The sequence below is a fragment of the Sphingopyxis sp. SE2 genome (assembly GCF_032227185.1).
GTDB lineage: Bacteria > Pseudomonadota > Alphaproteobacteria > Sphingomonadales > Sphingomonadaceae > Sphingopyxis.
Map to the genome: position 1 here is coordinate 3,612,267 of NZ_JAPMXW010000001.1, position 18,139 is coordinate 3,630,405.

Here is an 18,139-nt window from a genome sequence, read left to right on the forward strand (position 1 = left end):
ATGAGACCCTTTCTGATCAGGCGAAGCGGCCGCGGCGGTCCGCGGCGCGCGCTTCGTCGCGCGGCTCGGCGCGTTCGGTGGCGGTTTCGATAAGATGCGTGGGGTTAGCGGCGGCGGAACGGTCCTGCCCCTGGCCCTGGCTTTGCGACTGGCGTCCGGTCTCGCCCGGCGTGCAGGTCACTTCGGCGCCGGTGACGCGCACGCCCTGCTGGCGCAGTTCGTCGACGAGGCGGCCCTGTGCGGCGGTGACGATCGTCGCGGTCGCTTCATGATGCGTGTCCATCTTCAGCGCGACGCCCTCGTCGCCTTGTCGCATCGCGACGTCGAGCCGGCCGAGGTGGCGCGGCATCAGGCGAAAGCTGATGTCGCCGCTGTCCGACTTGGTCGCGGCGATGTCGCGCGCGAGCTGGTCGATCCACGCGCCGTCGCTGTCCATGTCGAGCACGCGCTCGGCGATTTGGGCGGGTGCGGCGGCTTCGGTCGCCATGGCGGTGCCCTGCACCGCGGGTTGGGCGAAGAGGATCGTCATCGACGGTGCGGCGTCGACGGGCTTTGCGGCCGGCGCTTCGGTGCCGGCTGGGATCGGCAGCGGCGCGCTGGCGTCGCGCGGGCGCGCGGCGACCGGCGTTGCCGGTGTCTCGGCGTCGGCACGGACCTGCGGCGCCTCGACCGGCTTGGCGGGCTTCGCGGCGGCCGGAATGGTGGCGGCCACGACCGCAGCCAGATTGGTCGCCGGGGCGGCGGTGGTGACGGCTTCGCCCGGTTCCGCCGTGTCGGGGGCGGTATCCGCTTCGCTTTCGGCCGGCACCGGCTTGCCGGGTGCGGGCGTGCCGGGCACGCTGCCGCCCAGCGCGACCAGCAGGGTCGCAGCCAGTGCGGCAGGGTTTGTTTCGGCAGGCTCCGCTTTGACGAGCGGGGCTTCGACGCTGACGGCGGCTTTGAGCGGCGCGGTATCGATCTGCGGGGGCACGGCCTCGGCCGTCGGCGCGGTAACGATCGCGACCGCCGCTGTCGCCTTGGCGATCGGCGCAGCGGCCGCGGGGGCGCCCGTAACCGGCGCCGCGGCGAGCAGCCGGTCGAAACCGCCGCCTTCACCGCCTTCGGGAAGCTGGCCGATATTGGCAAGGAAGGTCGCGAAGCCCGCGGGCATTGCGCCCTGCGGCGTTGGAAGGGATGGCGCGCCCATCATGCCGCACCGCCTTCGATCAGGCGCAGGCGCATGCCCGTGCGCGGACGGTGCGGGCGGTTCGCGTCGTCGCGGCGTTCCCGTTCGGCCTCGGCCGATTTGCGGCTGCGTTCATAAAGGCGCACCGCCGATTCTTCCTTCGCCATTGCGCTTTGTGCGAGCGCGCCCATCTGGTCGCGGCGCTGGCTCGCGCCCGCCAGCGGCGCGGTCAGGCTTTCCTGCGCGATGTCGAGCCGCATCGCGAGCTCGCCGATTGTGTTGAGCGCGCGGCCGGCGACCGCGCCCTTCGCCATCGCCAGGTCGACGCGCAGCGTTTCGAGCCGCTTGGCGAGCTCGACGAGATTCGCCAGTTCGCCATTGGCGCGCGCCAGATTGGCCTCGGCCAGCTGATGTTCGACGGAGCGCACGCGGATGATGCGTTTGCGGCGTGCGGTGCGGGCGTTCATGCGGAATATCCTTCGATCAGGGCTTGGCGGGAAATGTCGAAATCGACCTGCGCCTTGGCAGGCTGCGAAACATAGGCGAGCTGGTCGGCGTGGCGGGCGATCGCGGTGTCGAGCACCGGATCGGCGCCGGCGACGTAAGCGCCCATCAGCATCAGGTCGCGATTCTCTTCATAGAGCGACCAGAGCTGTCGAAAGCGCGCGGCGGCGGCGGCATGTTCGGGGTCGACCGAATCGACCATCGTGCGCGACAGCGATCGCGCGACGTCGATCGCAGGATAGACGCCCTGTTCGGCGAGCTGGCGCGACAGGATGATATGGCCGTCGACGATCGCGCGCGCGCTGTCGACGACGGGATCGTCGATGTCGCCGCCATCGGCGAGCACGGTGTAGAGCGCGGTGACCGATCCGCCGGTTTCGCGGTCGATGCCGGCGCGTTCGCAGAGCGAAGGGATGAGCGCGAAGACCGACGGCGGATAGCCCTTCATCGTCGGCGGCTCGCCCAGCGTCAGCCCGATCTCGCGCTGCGCATGCGCGACGCGGGTCAGGCTGTCGATCAGCAGCAGCACTTTCTTGCCTTCGGCGCGAAAGGCCTCGGCGATCGCGGTTGCGCGCATCGCGGCGCGCAGGCGGAGCAAGGGCGGATGGTCGGCGGGAACCGCGACGACGACCGACTTCTTGCGCACCTCGGGGGGCAACTTGGTTTCGACGAAGTCGCTGACCTCGCGGCTGCGTTCGCCGATCAGCCCGACGACGATGACGTCGCATTCGGTGCCCGCGATCATCTGGCCCATCAGCACCGACTTGCCGACGCCCGACCCCGCGATGATCGCGACGCGCTGGCCTTCGCCGACCGTGAGCAGGCCGTTGATCGCGCGCACCCCCATGTTGAGCGCGCGCGTGACGCGGCCGCGGCGCAGTGGATTGACCTTGCGGCCGGCGAGCGGCCACTGGAATTGCGACTTGATCGCCGGGCGGCCGTCGAGCGGATTGCCCTGTGCGTCCATGATGCGGCCGAGCAAAGCCTTGCCGACCGGAACCATGCTCGACGCGCCGTGCGGTTCGACGGGCGCGCCGGTGACGAGCGGCTTGCCCGAGTCGAAGGGGAGGACGAGGCTGCGGTGACCGCGAAAGCCGACCACCTCGCCATAGACATAGTCATTGTCTGCCGACCGGATGCGGACATTGCTGCCGAGCGGCATCGGAAAACCCGAGACTTCGAGCATGATGCCCTCGTGCGAGACGAGCGTGCCGATGCGGCGCGGGCTGGCGTGCGCCAGGTCGACGGGGTCGAGCAATTGCTGCGCGGAGAGGGCGAGGCGGCGCGTCATGCGGCTTCGCTTTCGCCAAGCGCGGCGCGCAACTCCTCAAGATAGACCGCACGGCCATGCTCGATCCAGCCGGTCGAGGTTTCGATGCGGACGGTGCCCCGCATCATCGCCGCGTCGCTCTCGACCGCCATCGCAAGCGGGCAGTCCGCGAGCAGCGCGGCATCGTCGGGATGGACCCACAAAGTGCGCGCCTTGTCGGCGTCGGCGATCATCGCCGCGGCGGTTTCGACCTGTGCGCGCAGCCATTCGGCGTCGATCGGCGCGGTGGCGACGATCTGGCGGACGAGGCGTTCGACGGTCGCGGCGATCAGCTGCGCCAGCTCTTCGCTCGGTTCGTCCTGCAGCGCCTCGGCGGCGGCGAGCAGCGCGAGCAGCTGGTGGCGTTCGGCGACGAAGGCGGCTTCGGCCAGACGCTGGCCTTCGGCGAGGCCGAGCGCGAAAGGGTCGTCGAGATCGATTTCATTGACGCCTTCGGGCTCCTCCGACTGCACCGGAGAGGCGGGCGCGAAGGACAGCGGACGAAAACCGCCGCGCGCCATTGCATCGGCAAGGTTGACGGGGACGAAGCCGGTTTCGACGGCACGATCAGACATAATCGTCGCCTCCGCCCGCGATCATGATCTCGCCGGCCGCGGCCATCTGGCGCACGATCTGCATCACGCTCTTCTGCGCGTCGTCGACGTCGGCGCGCTTGACCATCGTCATCTCGTCCATTTCGTCGCGGATCGTTTCCGCGGCGCGCTGCGACATGGTGGCGAGGCACATGTCGACCATATCCTCGTCGGCGCCCTTGAGCGCGATCGCGAGCTGGGCGGCATCGACCGAGCGCAGCACGCTGCTGAGGCTCTTTTTGTCGAGGTCGCGCAGATTTTCGAAGATGAACATTTCTTCCTCGATCGTCTGCGCGAGGATGCGATCGTGCTTCTTGAGCGCGCGGATCGTGCGTTCGGAAAGCTGCTTCGGCATCTTCTTCATGATCTTGGCGACGTCGCTCGGGCCGCCGATCGCCTGCTTGGCGACGCGCTGGCCATCGACATTGGCGCTGGCGAGTACCGATTCGAGATCCTCGATCGCGGCGGCGGGGACCGAGGTGAGCATTGCGGCGCGCAGTACCAGATCGGCCTGCAGCACTTCGTCGAGCGTCTCGATCGCGCGTGCGGCGACGTCGGGGACGAGCACCGACAGGATCAGCGCGCCCACCTGCGGATGCTCGCTCGCGAGCAGGCCGCTGATCGCATCGACGTCCATCCAGCGCAGCATTTCGAGCGACGCGGCGCTGCGCTGCGGCGCGACGGCGGCGAGGATATTGTCGGCGCGGACGTTGCCGACGGCTTCGTTGATCACCGTGCGGATGCGCGTGTCGGCGCCGATCGCGAGCGCGCTGACGTCGCGGCTGCGCGTGACGAAACGGTCGAGCGCCTGTCCGATCTGCTGCTCGCTGGCGTTGGCGGTGTCGAACATCGCTTTGGCGAGCTGGCGCACCTCGTCGGGGTCGAGCTGCTTCAGGATCGTCGCGGCTTCGCTCTCGTCGAGCAGCATCAGCAGGATCGCGGCGGCGGCCGATCCTTCGATCGCGGGCATCGCGGGCGCATTATCCAGTTCGGCGAGCTCAGGCACGGGCGCCCTCCTGCATCAGGTGGCGGACGACGAGCGCGGCGCGTGCCGAATCCTGGCGGACGAAGGCGCGGACGAGATTGGCGCGCGCTTCATAGCTCGGCGCCTGTTCGATCATCTCGAGCGTGATTTCGCGATGGTTCGATCCGTTGGCGAGCGCCGGGCGGTCGGTCGCGGCGAGCAGCGACGCTTCGAGCTCCTGATTCTGTTCGGCGCGTCTGGCGGCGCGTTCCTTGGCCGCGCGGATCATCGGGCGACCGATGAAGAGGAAGGCGAGCAGCGCGGCGAGGATCGCGCCGACCTGCTTGACCAGCGGCAGGAACCAGCCCTGATCGTAAAAGGCGGGCTCGGTGTTTTCTACAGCCACGAACGGGCGCTGGTTGATCGCGACGAGGTCGCCGCGCGCGGCGTCAAAGCCGATCGCGCCCTTCACCAGACTGTCGATCTTGGTCAGGTCGGCCTGCGTCAGCGCCTTCTTGCCCTGATTGAGCGCGACGGCGACCGAGACGCGGCGCAGCCTGCCCTGCGGCGAATGGGTGACCGAAATCTCGCGGCCGACTTCATAGGCGCGCGCGGCATTTTCATTGCTCTCGACGCCGGGTGCGGGGGGCGCGCCGGCCGGGGCCGGCTGCGGCCCTTCGGCGGTGACCGTCGTCGCCTGCGGCGGCTGGTTCGACAGCGCGCCGGGAATGCCGACGGCGGGGGCGCTCGTGCCGCTGGTCGAACGGGTGATCTGCTCGCTGGTCAGCGCGCGGTCGTTCTCGGGGAAGCTTTCGCGCGTTGCCTGGCTTTCGGACATGTCGACGTCGGCGTGGACCTCGACGGTATAATTGCCGGCGCCGAGCATCGGGCCGAGCAAGGTGTCGAGCGCGCGGCGGAACCGGTCCTCGACCTGCAATTGCATCTGGAACGCCTTCATGTCGCTGCCGCTCGCGGTGTCGGAGAGCAGCGCGCCGCGCTGATCGATCACCGACACCTGATCGGCGTTCATGCCGGGCACCGACGAGGCGACGAGGAAGCGGATCGCCTGCACCTGCCCGTCGCTGAGCGAGCGGCCATTCTGCAACGTCAGCATCACCGACGCGGTGGCGGGCTTGTCGTCGCGCACGAACAGGCTGGGTTCGGCGGCGGCGACATGGACACGCGCGCTCTTGACCGCGTCGATCGTCTCGATCGTGCGCGACAGGTCGGCTTCGCGCGCCGAGCGCAGCGCTTCGCCCTCGATCGCGCGGCTCGACCCCATGGGGAGCGAAGCGATCAGGCTGTCGCCGCTCGGCGCCGCCTTGGGGAGGCCCTGTCCGGCGAGCGCGATGCGCGCCTGATGCAGCTTGTCGGCATCGACGGTGAGCGCGCCGGTCGAACCATCGATGCTGTGCGCGATGCCCTGCGACTGGAGCGCTTCGGCGACCGCCGCCTTGTCGGCGTCGTCGAGCCCGGCGAACAGCTGCGCCTGCGGCGCCGCCTGCATCGTGAAATAGGCGAGCGCGGCGATGCCGATCGCCGACGTCATCGCGATCGCGGGCAGCGCGCGCTGCACCGCCGGCTGGCGGATGAACTGGCTCACGGGTGCGAAGCGACCGCCCAGGACGGGGGCGGGGAGGCGGTTCGCGGATCCGTCGTCGACGGGGGTCAGGATTTGCGCTTCGGCCATGGATTACACCGGCATGTTCATGATGTCGCGGTACGCGGACAGCAGCTTGTTGCGGACTTGCAGCGTGGTTTCGAAGCCGAGCGAGGCTTTCTGGCGCTCGATCATCACGCTGACGATGTCGTGCGTGTCGCCGCGCTCATAGGCTTCGGTGATCTGGCTCGCCTTCGACTGCTGGGCGTTGACCTGTTGCAGCGCATTGTTGATCGCGGCGCCGAAATCGGGAGTGCCCGCCGCGCCGCCTTCGGCCGCGCCGATGCCGCCGCGGCCCGCGGCGCGCTGCAACGCCTGGTTCTGATTGAGGATCGAACTGCGCATCTGCAGCAGCCGGCTCGGGTCAATCGTGCTCATTGCTTCTTCATCCGTCCTGTTGCGCGGCGGTCTGCCGCACGCACAAAGATGCAAAGCTCGTGCCAAAAATATTTATCTAATATTTTCAGTAGTTTAAATAAGGTGCACCCGGCCTGTGGGCGACTTTCGGCATTTTTTTGACGCGCCGGGCTTAAGCGCTGCCGCCGCGCGCCGTTACTGGCTTCGTGACCGCTCCTCGAGCCCTCACATCACGGGAATGGCCATCGAGGCCGGAAAGGAACAAAGATGACTGTCATCAACACCAATGTGAGCGCGCTTCGCGCCCAGAACAACTCGCGTGTCGCAGGCCAAATGCAGTCGCAGGCGATGGAACGCCTGTCGAGCGGCAAGCGCATCAACAGCGCGAAGGACGACGCCGCCGGCCTCGCCATCGCGACCCGCATGGACGCCAGCGCCCGCGGCCTGACCCAGGCGATCCGCAATGCCAACGACGGCATTTCGCTCGCCCAGACCGCCGACAGCGCCGCCGGCAGCATCTCGGACATCCTCGTCCGTATGCGTGAACTGGCGATGCAGGCCTCGACGGGCACGCTCAGCGACGACGACCGTACGCTGGTGCAGGAAGAAGTTACCGCGCTGATTTCGCAGATCGGCGACGTCGCGACCCGCACCACGTTCAACGACAATGTGCTGCTCAACGGCAGTGTCGCCGCGGGCTTCGACATCCAGACGGGTCTCGATACCGGCCAGGTCGTGAATATCACGGTTGCCGATCTGCAGGCTGCCGCGCTTGGTGTTGACGCGCTCGACTTCTCGACCGCGGCGGGTGCGCAGGGCGCGCTGGCGACGCTCGACACGGCGATCGACACGGTTGCGACCGAACGCGCCAACCTCGGTGCCCAGCAGAACCGCCTGACCTCGGCTGTCGACAATTTGACGTCGAGCGTCACGAATCTGTCGGAAGCGAAGTCGCGCATCGAAGACGCCGATTTCTCGGTCGAATCGACGAACCTCGCGGCCGCCGGCATCCTGGCGCAGGCGTCGACCGCGATGCTCGCCCAAGCGAACCAGAGCTCGCAGGGCGTGATGAACCTGCTCCGCTAAGTTTCGCGAACATTTCAGGCTATATTCGGTTGGTCCCTTAGATAGCCTGATTGGATGCCCCGGCCCCCACAGCCGGGGCATCTTCTTTTTTCTTTTTTCTTTTTTGCGCGAAGGCGCGGCACCGGCCCGCTCCCCCACCCGGCCTCCCATAGAATACTATGTCGGGAGGCCGGGCGGGGAGCGGGCCGGCGCCGCTTCCGGCGTTAGCCGGAAAACGATCCATCAATGAAAATCGCGCGATTTTGGCAGGATTCGGACGTTGCGCGGATGGCCGTGCTGCGCCGCATGGCCGCGCGGCGGCTGCGGATGACGGACCTCGTCGGCGCGGCAGACGTCGGGATCGAAGCGCCGGTCGCTCCCTAGCGTATCGAGCATCGCCGTGCGGTCGACGATCCGCGTCGCCATCAGGTGGATCACCCCTTCCTTGCTCCGTTGCACCTCGCCCTCGGCGAGCATCAGCCGCGATGCCATCACCGCGCGCCGCTGGCGTTCGAAAAGGCGCGCCCACAGCAATATGTTGACGATCCCGCCCTCATCCTCGAGCGTGATGAAGATCGCATTGCCTTTGCCGGGTCGCTGGCGGATCAGCACGACGCCGGCGGTGCGCACGATCGATCCGTTCTTCGCCGCCGCGACCCCGGCCGCGCTCAGCACGCCTTCGCGCTCGAAATCATCGCGCAAGAATGCCATCGGATGGCCTTTCAGCGACAAGCGCGTCGTCTGATAGTCGGTGAGCACATGCTCGACCATCGGCGTCGGCGGCAGTGCGGCATCCTCCTCGAAGCCGAGTTCGTTCGCCTCGGCGGCGGCGAACAGCGGCAGCACGCCCTGCCGAACGCGCCGCGCATCCCACAGCGCCGGACGCCGGTCGAGCCCCATCGAGCGGCACGCATCGGCATCGGCGAGAAGGCGCAGCGCGCGCGACGGCAGATTGGCGCGGCGTGCGAGTTCCTCGATCGAAGCGAAAGGCGTAGTGCGCGCCAAAGCGATCTGCGCCGCCCACTCTTCGCGAAACCCGTCGACCTGCCGAAAGCCGAGCCGCAACGCGAGGCTGCCGTCGTCCTTTCGTTCGAGGCTGTTGTCCCAGTCGCTCGCATTCACATCGACCGCGCGCACCTCGACCCCATGCTCGCGCGCATCGCGCACGAGCTGCGCGGGGGCGTAAAAGCCCATCGGCTGCGAATTGAGGATGCCGCACGCGAAGACCGCGGGATGGTAATGCTTGATCCATGAGGAGACATAGACGAGCCGCGCAAAGGATTGCGCATGGCTTTCGGGAAAACCATAGCTGCCGAAGCCCTCGATTTGCTTGAAACAGCGTTCGGCGAAATCCTGCTTGTAGCCACGACGCACCATGCCCCCGACCATCTTCTCCCGGAAATTGTCGATCGTGCCCACATTACGAAACGTTGCCATGGCGCGCCGCAGTCCATTCGCTTCCTCGGGAGTGAAGTCTGCCGCGACGATAGCGAGTTTCATCGCCTGTTCCTGGAAGAGTGGAACGCCGTAGGTGTCGCCCAGAACATCGACGAGTTCATCTTGGGGATATTGAGGAGAGGGGGAAGGATATTCTACTTTCTCCTCCTTGTTGCGTCGACGCAGATAGGGGTGGACCATGTCGCCTTCGATAGGACCCGGGCGAACGATCGCAACCTGCACAACCAGATCGTAGAATTTTTCAGGCTTTAATCGCGGCAGCATGTTGATTTGCGCCCGGCTCTCGACCTGGAACACGCCGATGCTGTCGCCGCGCTGGAGCATTTTGTAGACGGCTTCGTCCTTGCAATCGATGTCGAGTTCCAGCGTGTAATGGCCCAGCCCATGTTCGCGCATCAGGTCGTAACATTTACGGATGCAGGTCAGCATGCCGAGCGCGAGCACATCGACCTTCATCAGACCGAGCGCGTCGATGTCGTCCTTGTCCCACTCGATGAAGGTGCGATCCTCCATCGCAGCGTTGTGAATCGGGACGAGTTCGTCAAGCCGCCCTTCGGTCAGCACAAACCCGCCGACATGCTGCGATAGATGGCGCGGCGCCTTGAGCAGTTCGCCGACGAAACGGTGCAGCCGTTCGATCTCGCCATTGTGTGGATTGAGACCTGCCTCAACGAGGCGTTCAACCGGTACCTCGTCGCCCCAGCTCCCCCAGCTTGTGTCGGCGAGCCGCGCGGTGACATCCTCGCTGAGACCCAGCGCCTTGCCGACCTCGCGGATTGTACTGCGCGGCCGATAGTGGATGACGGTCGCGGCGATCGCGGCGCGATCGCGCGTATAACGGTCGTAGATATATTGGATAACCTCCTCGCGCCGCTCATGTTCGAAATCGACGTCGATATCGGGCGGCTCGTCGCGCTCGGCTGACACGAAGCGTGAGAAAAGCAGCTTATGCTCGTCGGGATCGACCGACGTGACACCCAGCAAAAAACAGACGATCGAATTGGCAGCCGATCCGCGACCTTGGCACAGGATCGGCGGTTCCTGCGCGCGGGCGAAGCGGACGAGATCATAGACGGTCAGGAAATAATAGACATAGTTCCGACGCCGGATCAGGCGGAGCTCATTGCCGATGAGCTTGCGAATTTTCGGCTTCAGCGGCGTGCCATACCGCTCCTCCGCAGCGGTCTTCACCAGATGATGGAGATAGTTGAAGGGCTTCCACCCCAGCGGCACCGGCTCGTGCGGATATTCATATTGCAAGTCTTCGAGGCGAAAGCCGATGCGTGCGAGCAGCCTTGTGCTTGCTTCGATTGCCTTCGGATAACCCTCGAACAGGCGTTTCATCTCGGCGGGCGCTTTCAGATAACGCTCGCCATTGGCGCGAAGCAGCTTGCCGGCTTTCGAGATCGTCGTGCCTTCGCGGATGCAGGTGATGATATCGTGAAGCGGGCGCTGTTTCTTGGTTGCATAAAGTGCGTCGTTGGTCGCGAGCAGGGGAACGCCGGTTGCCGCCGACACGCGCTGGAGTTCGGCCAGCCGGCGCGCGTCGGCGCCCGATTGCGGCATCGTGGCGGCCAGCCAGACCGACTTCGGCCGCTTGCTTTTGAGGGTGCGGAGCAACTCCTCGTCGCCTTCCATCGCGATGAGGAGGAGATCGTCGCAATGATCGAGCAGGTCTTCGAGATGGAGAATGCAGTCGCCCTTTTGCGCGCGCAGGTTTCCGGTCGACAGAAGGCGCGTCAGTCGTCCCCAGCCTTGGCGATCGACGGGATAGGCGACGATGTCGGGAGTGCCGTCGGCGAAGACGAGCCTTGCCCCGACCACGAGCCGGAAGTCCTTCACCATCTCGGGCTGTTTGACCTGCTGTTCCTTCAAAAAAGCCCACGCCCGCACCACCCCCGCGACACTGTTGCGGTCCGCGATGCCGATGCCCTTCATGCCGAGCGCCAGCGCTTCCGCAACCATGTCGGCGGGATGCGAGGCGCCGCGCAAGAAGCTGTAGTTGGTCGCGGCGACCAGCTCGGCGAAGCCGGGCTCGGTTTCGGATGCCTCGCTCATGCGAAGACCCCGTGGATATACCAGCGCGGGTCGGGCTTTTCGTCGTAGAGGCCGTGGCGGAAGAGCCAGAAGCGGCGGCCCTGCGCATCCTCGACGCGGTAATAGTCGCGCGTCAGCCCGCCATTGTCACGGCGCCGCCACCATTCGGCGGCGATGCGTTCGGGGCCTTCGTAGCGGCGGATCGCATGGAAGGCGCGGCGCCAGCGGAAACGCTGCGGCGGGCCGTCGGGGACCTCGGCGATCACCTCGATCGGCTGCGGCGGGTCGAAGAGGTGGAAGGGACGCGTCGGCGGTTCGCCCGGCTCGGGCGCCTGCCAGGGCAGCGGCGCGGGCGCGTCGATCGCGGGCAGTTCGAGCTGCGCCTGTTCGGGGATATGCGTGTCGGCGGGACGCAGCCGTCGCACGCGCCCGCGCCCGAGCCGCGTCGCGAGCCGGTCGGCGAGTTCGTCGATCGCAGCCTCCTTGACCGCGCCGCCCTCGAGCCCCAGCTGGCTCGCGCCGAGCGCCTCGATCCGCGGTACCGCGAGGCGGATCATGTCGAAGCCGAAACCGGGGTCGAGCGGGTCGGCGAGGCCGTCCATGCGCTCGGCGAACAGGCGCATGACGAGCCCGGCGTCGCGCGTCGGGTGCCCGGTCTCGATCGCGATCGTCCGCGCGAGGCCGTCGCTGCGAAAGAAGGTCGCGCGGAAATGGCGCCCACCCTTGCCGCGTTCGCCAAGCTCCTCAATGGCTTCGGCGGCGAGTTCGGTGAGGACTTTGGTCGCGTGTACCGTGCTGCCGAGCGGCTCGGCGAAGCGGCGTTCGGCGGCGACCGGCGGTGGCGTCACGCGCGGGTCGAGCGGGCTTGGCGAATCGCCCAATATGCGGCGCAGCGCCATCGCGGCATCGGCGCCGAAGCGCGCGGCGAGGTTCGCCATCGGGCGGCTCGCAAGGTCGCCGATCGTCTTCAATCCTGCGCGGACGAGCGCGGTCGTCGCCTCGGCTTCGAGTTCGAGCGCGGCGACGGGCAGGCGGCGAATCGCGCTGGCTTCGTCGGGAGCGGGGCGCGCCTGATAACGCGCGAGCGCGCGGGCGGCGTCGGCGGTCGGGCCGAGCGCGTGGCGCAGCGTCATGCCAAGGCGCGCGAGGCGCATCTCGACGTCGGCGATCAGTCCCGCCTCGTCGCCGAAGAGATGCGCGGCGCCCGCGATGTCGAGGATCAGCCCGTCGGGCGCGTCGAGCGCGACGAGCGGCGTGTAGCGCGCAGAGCCCTGCGCGAGCCGGTCGAGCCATTCCGCATCGAGCACCGGATCGTGCGGAACGACCATAAGCTCGCCGACCTGCGCCCGCGCATCGGCGAGCGGCATGCCGGGCCGCAGCCCGACCGCGAGCGCCGCCGCATCGACGCTCGCGAGGCGCATCGCGCCGCGCTGCTTCTCGGCGAAGACGAGCGGGGCGTCAGGCGGCCGCGGCGCGGTGCGAAGCCATCGCTCGGCGGGCAGGAAGGGGAAGAAGAGCGCCAGATAGCGCCGCTTCTCCGAAGCATTTCTCGTCATGGTTCCAGTCCAGTCGCCAGCGCGTCCCCGCGGGGCCGGCTCGCCAGCGCAGCAGTTCGAGGTCGAAGGCGGGCGCGCCGGGGGCATTGGCCTCGAGCGCGTGCGAGGGCGCGGCGGCGACGCTCCAGCGCGTTTCGGCGACGCTCGGCGTCGGCACGGCATTCAGGCGGAGCATCAGCAGAGTGGTGCCCGCATCGCGCGCGCCGAGTGCAAGGCGGCGGCCGGCAGTGAGGTCGAGCAAAGGGAATTTTCCCCAGCTTTCGACGATCACCGCCGCCGACCCCGCGCAGCGAATCGCATCGTTCGCACAGGCGAGCAGCATCTTGGGGTCGGCCGCCTCGACGAGGAGCAGCCGGTCGGGATCGCCGCCGAGTTCGGCGATGCCGGGGGCGTAGATATGGCCGCTGCGCTTGCCGGCGTCGCTTGTACGCAGCCAGATCAGTGGCGCCTTGCCCGGCGTGCGCAGCGCGACGAGCGCCGCGAAGGCGGCGGCGCTCGTCGCATCGAGCGCGTCGGCGGCGAAAAATTCATGGGTGCGTCCGACCGCGAGCCCACCGCCGAACGCGTCGTCGAAGCGCGCGTGGCCGCTCGCCAGCCAGCCTTCGCCCCGGCGGCTTTCCACGCCGTCGCTGGCGGCGATCCGGGCGATGCGTTGGCGCAGCCCGGCGAGAGGGTGAGACGACTCGCGCATCATTTGTTCCTGATATGTTCTATTAGCGTGCGAGCGGGGGCTATTGTCAAGATGAGTCGATATCGCCCCTGATCGTCATGCCGGACTGATCCGGCATCCATTCCGGCGGCGTGGTCGTGGACCCCGGATCAAGTCTAACGAGCCACGGGTCTCTTTAGAGGGTGACGAAGCTATTGGGGTGCAGGCGCCGCCGTGCCCGCGCTGCTGTCGCCGCCCAATGCGCGGAACAGTGCGATTCGGGTCTGGACGAGCAGCAGCTGGGTCGCGATCTCGCTGCGCCGCGCCGAATAGAGGCTGCGCTGGGCGTCGAGGCTGGCAAGGAAGCTGTCGACGCCGCCCTTGTAGCGCGCGTCGGTCAGCGTCGCGGTATCGGCGGCGGCTTCGCTATTCGCTGCGGCGGCGCGGACGCGTTCGGAAATCGTGCCCTGCACCGCGAGCGCGTCGGCGACCTCGCGAAAGGCGGTCTGGATCGCGCCTTCATAGCCCGCGAGTGCGACGTCGCGCTGCGCCTCGCTGACGGCGACCCCGGCGCGGCGCCCGCCGGCGTCGAAAATCGTCGCCGTCGCGTCGCCGCCCGCCGACCAGCTGAACGATCCGCTGTCGAACAGGCTACCGAGCGCGTCACTCGCGAAACCGAGCAATCCGGTGAGCGAGATCGACGGGAAGAGCCGCGCGCGCGCGACGCCGATGTCGGCGTTGGCGGCGCGCAGATCATATTCGGCCTCGATCACGTCGGGGCGGCGGAGCAGGATTTCGGAGCTGACCCCTGCGGGCAGCGACACGACCGACGGCGTGACTTCGGTCAGGCTCGCGGGCAGCAGCGCGCGGTCGACGTCGCCGCCGACGAGCAGGCGAATGAGGTTCTCGTCCTGCGCAAGCGCGGTTCGTTGCTGCGCGATCGAATCCTCGGCGGTCGCGAGAATCTGTTCGGCCTGGCGCAGGTCGGTGCGCGGCGCGACGCCGCCGTCGAGCCGTGCCTGGGTGAGCCGCACGCTTTCGCGCGCGTTGGCGGCGGTGTCCTCGGCGATTTTGAGCAGGTCGCGGTCGGCGCCATAGGCCGCCCAGGCCTCGGCGAGACCCGCGATCAGCGCGAGGCGCACCGTGCGCGACGCGGCCTCGGTCGCAAGCGCGCGGTTGCGGTCGGCCTCGGTCGCGTTGGCGAGACGGCCGAACAGGTCGAGTTCGAACGCGGTGACGCCGCCGCGCAGCGAGAAGTCGCCGCTACCATTCCCGTTGCCGCTGCCGCCGCCGTCCGAATAGCCCGCGCCAACCGTTACGCCGAGTTCGGGGAATTGCGCCGAGCGCGTGACGCGCACCTGCGCGCGCGCCGCGGCGACATTGGCATAGGCGGTGCGCAGGTCGCGGTTGCCGCTCAGCGCCTGCTCGGTCAGCGCCTGCAGCCGCGGGTCGGTGAAGACGCTTTTGTAGGAGAGGATCGGCAGCGCCGCTTCGCTTTGCAGCAGATAGGCGTCGCCGACCGGCCAGCTTTGCGGGACCGGCGGCGCCGGCAGCACCGTCTTGGGCGCGAGCGAGCAGCCGGCGAGCGCGAGCGTGCTCACGATCAGGAGGGCGCGCGCGCCGGTCATGCCGGCACCTCGGCCGCCCCGCCGTCCTTCCTCTTGCCGAAGCGCGCGCGCATCGCGGCGAGCCCGTCGCGCACGCCGCGGCGGACGAGCACGAAGAAGAGCGGGATGAAGAAGATCGCGAGGAAAGCGGCGGTGAGCATGCCGCCGATCACCGAGGTGCCGATCGCGACACGGCTGTTCGCGCCCGCGCCGGTCGCGATCGCGAGCGGCAGCACGCCGAAGATGAAAGCGAAGCTCGTCATCAGGATCGGGCGTAGACGGATGCGCGCCGCCTCGACCGCCGCCTCGATCACGCGCTTGCCCTTTTTCTCTTCCTGCTCGGCGAACTCGATCATCAGGATCGCGTTCTTCGCCGCGAGTCCCATCGTCGTGAGCAGACCGATCTGGAGATAGACGTCATTCTCGAGTCCGCGCAGATTCACCGCGAACACCGCGCCGATCAACCCCAAGGGGATGACGCACAGCACCGCGAGCGGGATCGACCAGCTTTCGTAGAGCGCGGCGAGGCAGAGGAAGATGACGAGCAGCGACAGGCTGTAAAGCAAGGGCGCCTGTCCCGACGAGAGGCGTTCCTGATAGGAAGAGCCCGACCAGGCGACGCTGGTGCCGGGGATTTGGTTCGCCATGCGCTCCATCTCGTCCATCGCCTCGCCCGAGCTGGTGCCGGCGGCGGGTTGGCCCGAGATTTCGAAGGCAGGCACGCCCTGAAAGCGCGAGCTGCTGCTCGGCGTCGTCGACCAGCCGGTCCGGGCAAAGGCCGAGAAGGGCGACATTTCGCCGTCGGCCGAGCGGACAAACCATTGCCCGAGATCTTCGGGCTTGGCGCGATAGGGGGCATCGCCCTGCACAAAGACGCGCTTGACGCGCCCCTTGTCGATGAAATCGTTGACGTAGCGGCCGCCCCACGCGGTCGCGAGCGTCGAATTCACATCGGCATTGTCGATGCCATAGGCCGTCAGCCGCTGCGTATCGACGTCGATCTTGAGCGTCGCGACGTCGGGCAGGTCGGACAGGCGTACCGACGTGAGTTTCGGATTGTCGTTTGCCATCGCGAGCAGGCGGTCGCGCGCTTCGGCGAATTCGGCGCGGCTCATCCCGCTGCGATTCTGGAGCTGCATCGTGAAGCCCGACGAATCGCCAAGGCCGCGCACCGCGCCGGGGACGAGCGCGAAGATCTGCGCGTCGCGCAGGCCGCTCAGCGCCTTGCGCGCGCGATCGACAATCGCATCGGCGGTATTTTCCTTGCCCGGCCGGTCGTCCCAATGAGTGAGGTTGACATAGCCCTGGCCGGTGTTCTGGCCCGCCGCCGCGCCGCCGCCGCCGCCCGCGATCAGGAACAGCGTCTGGGTGTTCGCCTGCTCCTGCGTCAGCAGATATTTTTCGATTTCGTCGCGCACTTCGAGCGTGCGTGCCTGCGTGGCGCCGGCGGGCAGACGGAACTGGACCGAAACGCGTCCCTGATCCTCGTTGGGCAGGAAGCTGCTGGGCAGACGCAGGAAGAGGAAAACGAGCGCGGCGAGCAGCAGGAGATAGATGCCGAGGAAGAGCCATTTGCGGTCGACGACCTTGGTCACGCTGCCGACATAGCGGGAGACCGCGTGGTCGAAGCGCGTGTTGAAACCGTTTTTCGCGCGTTCGAGGAAAGCATGGACGCGCGGGAAGCGCCCGCCGCTCGCCGCTGCGTCATGGCTCTTCGGCTTGAGCAGGGTTGAAGTCAGCGCGGGGCTCAGGATCAGCGCGACGAGCACCGACAGCATCATCGCCGAGATGATGGTGACCGAGAATTGCCGGTAGATGACGCCGGTCGACCCGCCGAAGAAGGCCATCGGCAGGAACACTGCCGACAGCACGAGCGCGATCGCGATCAGCGCGACCTGCAGCTCCTTCATCGACTGGATCGTCGCCTCGCGCGCCGACATGCCGGGATTTTCTTCCATCAAGCGCTCGACATTCTCGACCACGACGATCGCGTCATCGACGAGCAGGCCGATCGCGAGCGTCAGCCCGAACAGGGTGAGCGTGTTGATGCTGAACCCGAGCAGATAAAAAATGCCGAAGGTGCCGAGCAGTACGACGGGCACCGCGATCGCGGGGATCAGCACCGCGCGCCAGCTTTGCAGGAAGACGAACATCACGAGGATGACGAGCAGGATAGCCTCGAACAGCGATTTCTGCACCTCGCTGACCGACAGTTTGATGAAGGCGGTCGCATCGTTGGCGTAAGAGTAGGTGAGGCCGTCGGGGAAGTCGGCGGCGAGTTCCGCCATCCGGGCCTTGACCCGGTCGGCGGTCTCGAGCGCGTCCGACCCCGGCGACAGCGAGATCGACATGCCGGCGCCCGGATGTCCGTTGATACGCACGATCGCGCTGTAATTCTCGGCGCCGATCTCCACCCGCGCGACATCCTTGATCCGCACCGTCGATCCATCGGGCAGCGTCTTGAGGACGATATTCTCGAACTCTTCGACCGTCTGCATTCGCGACTGGGCGGTCACCGTCGCATTGAGCATCTGGCCCTCGGGCGCCGGCAGGCCGCCGACGTCGCCCGCGGCGACTTCGCTGTTCTGTGCCGTGATCGCCGAGATTACGTCGCTTGGCATCAGCGACACGGCGGTAAGACGCCGTGGATCGAGCCAGATGCGCATCGCGTGCGGCGACCCGAACACATTGACATCGCCGACGCCGTCGACGCGCGACAGGGGGTCCTGGATGTTCGACGACAGGAAATCGGCGACATCGGGGAAGGACCGGGTATCGGTGGTGTCATAGACGCCGACGAGCAGTAGCGTGTCCGAATTGGACTTGGTGACGCGCACGCCCTGCGCTTGCACCTGCTGCGGCAGGCGCGAGACGGCCGACTGAATCTTGTTCTGGACCTGCACCTGCGCGATGTCGGGGTCGGTGCCCTTCTCGAAGATCGCGGTGATGCTCGCCTGCCCGCGCGAACTCGACTGCGAGCTGAAATAAAGGAGGCCGTCGATCCCGGTCAGTTGCTGTTCGAGTACCTGCGTGACGCTGTTCTCGATCGTTTCCGCCGAAGCGCCGGGGTAGCTCGCGCGGATGTTGACCTGCGCCGGCGCGATGTCGGGATATTGCTCGATCGGCAGCGAAAAAAGCGCGCCGACGCCGCCGAGCATGACGATGATCGCCAGCACCCAGGCAAAGATCGGCCGATTGATGAAAAGACGCGACAT

General features: G+C 67.3%; 13 protein-coding genes. 1 reads left to right on the top strand and 12 read right to left on the bottom strand.

Annotated features, from left to right (window positions below; all coding sequences use genetic code 11):
• Window positions 1–16: 16 nt before the first annotated feature.
• The 7 genes from OVY29_RS17325 to fliE are packed head-to-tail and all read right to left on the bottom strand — an operon-like array spanning window position 17 to window position 6,573.
• The gene (locus OVY29_RS17325; RefSeq protein ID WP_313911798.1) at window positions 17–1,189 is read right to left on the bottom strand and encodes a flagellar hook-length control protein FliK; all 1,173 of its coding nucleotides are present in this window, start codon (window positions 1,187–1,189) and stop codon (window positions 17–19) included.
• On the bottom strand, window positions 1,186–1,632 hold the full coding sequence (locus OVY29_RS17330; RefSeq protein ID WP_037557384.1) for a hypothetical protein: 447 nt from the start codon (window positions 1,630–1,632) through the stop codon (window positions 1,186–1,188). Before OVY29_RS17330 ends, OVY29_RS17325 begins: the two co-directional genes overlap by 4 nt.
• Window positions 1,629–2,960, bottom strand: a complete 1,332-nt coding sequence (locus OVY29_RS17335) for a FliI/YscN family ATPase (RefSeq protein ID WP_037557383.1) — start codon at window positions 2,958–2,960, stop codon at window positions 1,629–1,631. The genes OVY29_RS17330 and OVY29_RS17335 overlap by 4 nt, the downstream gene beginning before the upstream one ends.
• A complete protein-coding gene (locus tag OVY29_RS17340; protein ID WP_037557382.1) occupies window positions 2,957–3,553 on the bottom strand; it encodes a FliH/SctL family protein in 597 nt (198 codons plus the stop codon). The genes OVY29_RS17335 and OVY29_RS17340 overlap by 4 nt, the downstream gene beginning before the upstream one ends.
• Entirely contained in the window at window positions 3,546–4,577 is a 1,032-nt protein-coding gene (fliG, locus tag OVY29_RS17345; RefSeq protein ID WP_052182462.1) for a flagellar motor switch protein FliG, read from the bottom strand. Before fliG ends, OVY29_RS17340 begins: the two co-directional genes overlap by 8 nt.
• A complete protein-coding gene (gene fliF, locus OVY29_RS17350; RefSeq protein ID WP_313911799.1) occupies window positions 4,570–6,225 on the bottom strand; it encodes a flagellar basal-body MS-ring/collar protein FliF in 1,656 nt (551 codons plus the stop codon). Before fliF ends, fliG begins: the two co-directional genes overlap by 8 nt.
• Window positions 6,226–6,228: 3 nt before the next feature.
• Window positions 6,229–6,573 carry a flagellar hook-basal body complex protein FliE gene (fliE, locus tag OVY29_RS17355; protein ID WP_037557379.1) on the bottom strand — a complete coding sequence of 115 codons (345 nt, stop codon included), beginning with the start codon at window positions 6,571–6,573 and terminating at the stop codon, window positions 6,229–6,231.
• Between the two features lie 246 nt (window positions 6,574–6,819).
• Here fliE and OVY29_RS17360 point away from each other — a divergent pair, with 246 nt between their 5' ends.
• Window positions 6,820–7,638 carry a flagellin gene (locus tag OVY29_RS17360; RefSeq protein WP_037557378.1) on the top strand — a complete coding sequence of 273 codons (819 nt, stop codon included), beginning with the start codon at window positions 6,820–6,822 and terminating at the stop codon, window positions 7,636–7,638.
• 222 nt (window positions 7,639–7,860) lie between these two features.
• Here the strand turns inward: OVY29_RS17360 and OVY29_RS17365 are convergent, their stop codons facing one another.
• From OVY29_RS17365 to OVY29_RS17385, 5 genes are all read right to left on the bottom strand, one after another.
• Entirely contained in the window at window positions 7,861–11,133 is a 3,273-nt protein-coding gene (locus OVY29_RS17365) for an error-prone DNA polymerase (protein ID WP_313911800.1), read from the bottom strand.
• Window positions 11,130–12,668 carry a Y-family DNA polymerase gene (locus tag OVY29_RS17370; RefSeq protein ID WP_037557376.1) on the bottom strand — a complete coding sequence of 513 codons (1,539 nt, stop codon included), beginning with the start codon at window positions 12,666–12,668 and terminating at the stop codon, window positions 11,130–11,132. Before OVY29_RS17370 ends, OVY29_RS17365 begins: the two co-directional genes overlap by 4 nt.
• Window positions 12,571–13,359, bottom strand: coding sequence for an ImuA family protein (locus tag OVY29_RS17375; RefSeq protein ID WP_037557509.1), 789 nt, complete (start codon window positions 13,357–13,359; stop codon window positions 12,571–12,573). Before OVY29_RS17375 ends, OVY29_RS17370 begins: the two co-directional genes overlap by 98 nt.
• A 170-nt stretch (window positions 13,360–13,529) precedes the next feature.
• Window positions 13,530–14,945 (bottom strand): efflux transporter outer membrane subunit, encoded by a 1,416-nt coding sequence (locus OVY29_RS17380; protein ID WP_037557374.1) that lies wholly within the window; start codon window positions 14,943–14,945, stop codon window positions 13,530–13,532.
• Window positions 14,942–18,139, bottom strand: a complete 3,198-nt coding sequence (locus OVY29_RS17385; RefSeq protein WP_037557372.1) for an efflux RND transporter permease subunit — start codon at window positions 18,137–18,139, stop codon at window positions 14,942–14,944. The genes OVY29_RS17380 and OVY29_RS17385 overlap by 4 nt, the downstream gene beginning before the upstream one ends.